The following is a 304-nucleotide window of genomic DNA, read 5'->3' as shown; positions in this document are numbered from 1 at the left end:
CAGCCGCCTAAGGTGGGACAGATGATTGGGGTGAAGTCGTAACAAGGTAGCCGTATCGGAAGGTGCGGCTGGATCACCTCCTTTCTAAGGATAAAGCTGGACTTGTGAGCCAGACAAAACAGTTTGTGTATTGATTCTTGTTTGTTTAGTTTTGAGAGTGCAATTCTCTCAAACCATTCGTTCTTTGAAAACTAGATAATCGTAATGAAGAAGCAAAGTAAACATCGAGTCATCGCCATTTTAGTTTTCTCTCTTATTAAATTAAGAGAATAACCTTTTAGGTTAAGTTAGAAAGGGCGCACGG

At 40.8% G+C, this 304-nt stretch carries 1 rRNA gene; it reads left to right on the top strand.

The features are described from left to right. Positions 1-84: ribosomal RNA gene (locus M3610_RS27665) — 16S ribosomal RNA — on the top strand; the annotation flags it as partial. Between the last annotated feature and the right edge of the window lie 220 nt (positions 85-304).

It is taken from the genome of Neobacillus sp. MER 74 (genome assembly GCF_023714155.1).
This window is presented reverse-complemented; position numbering and strand designations above follow the sequence as displayed.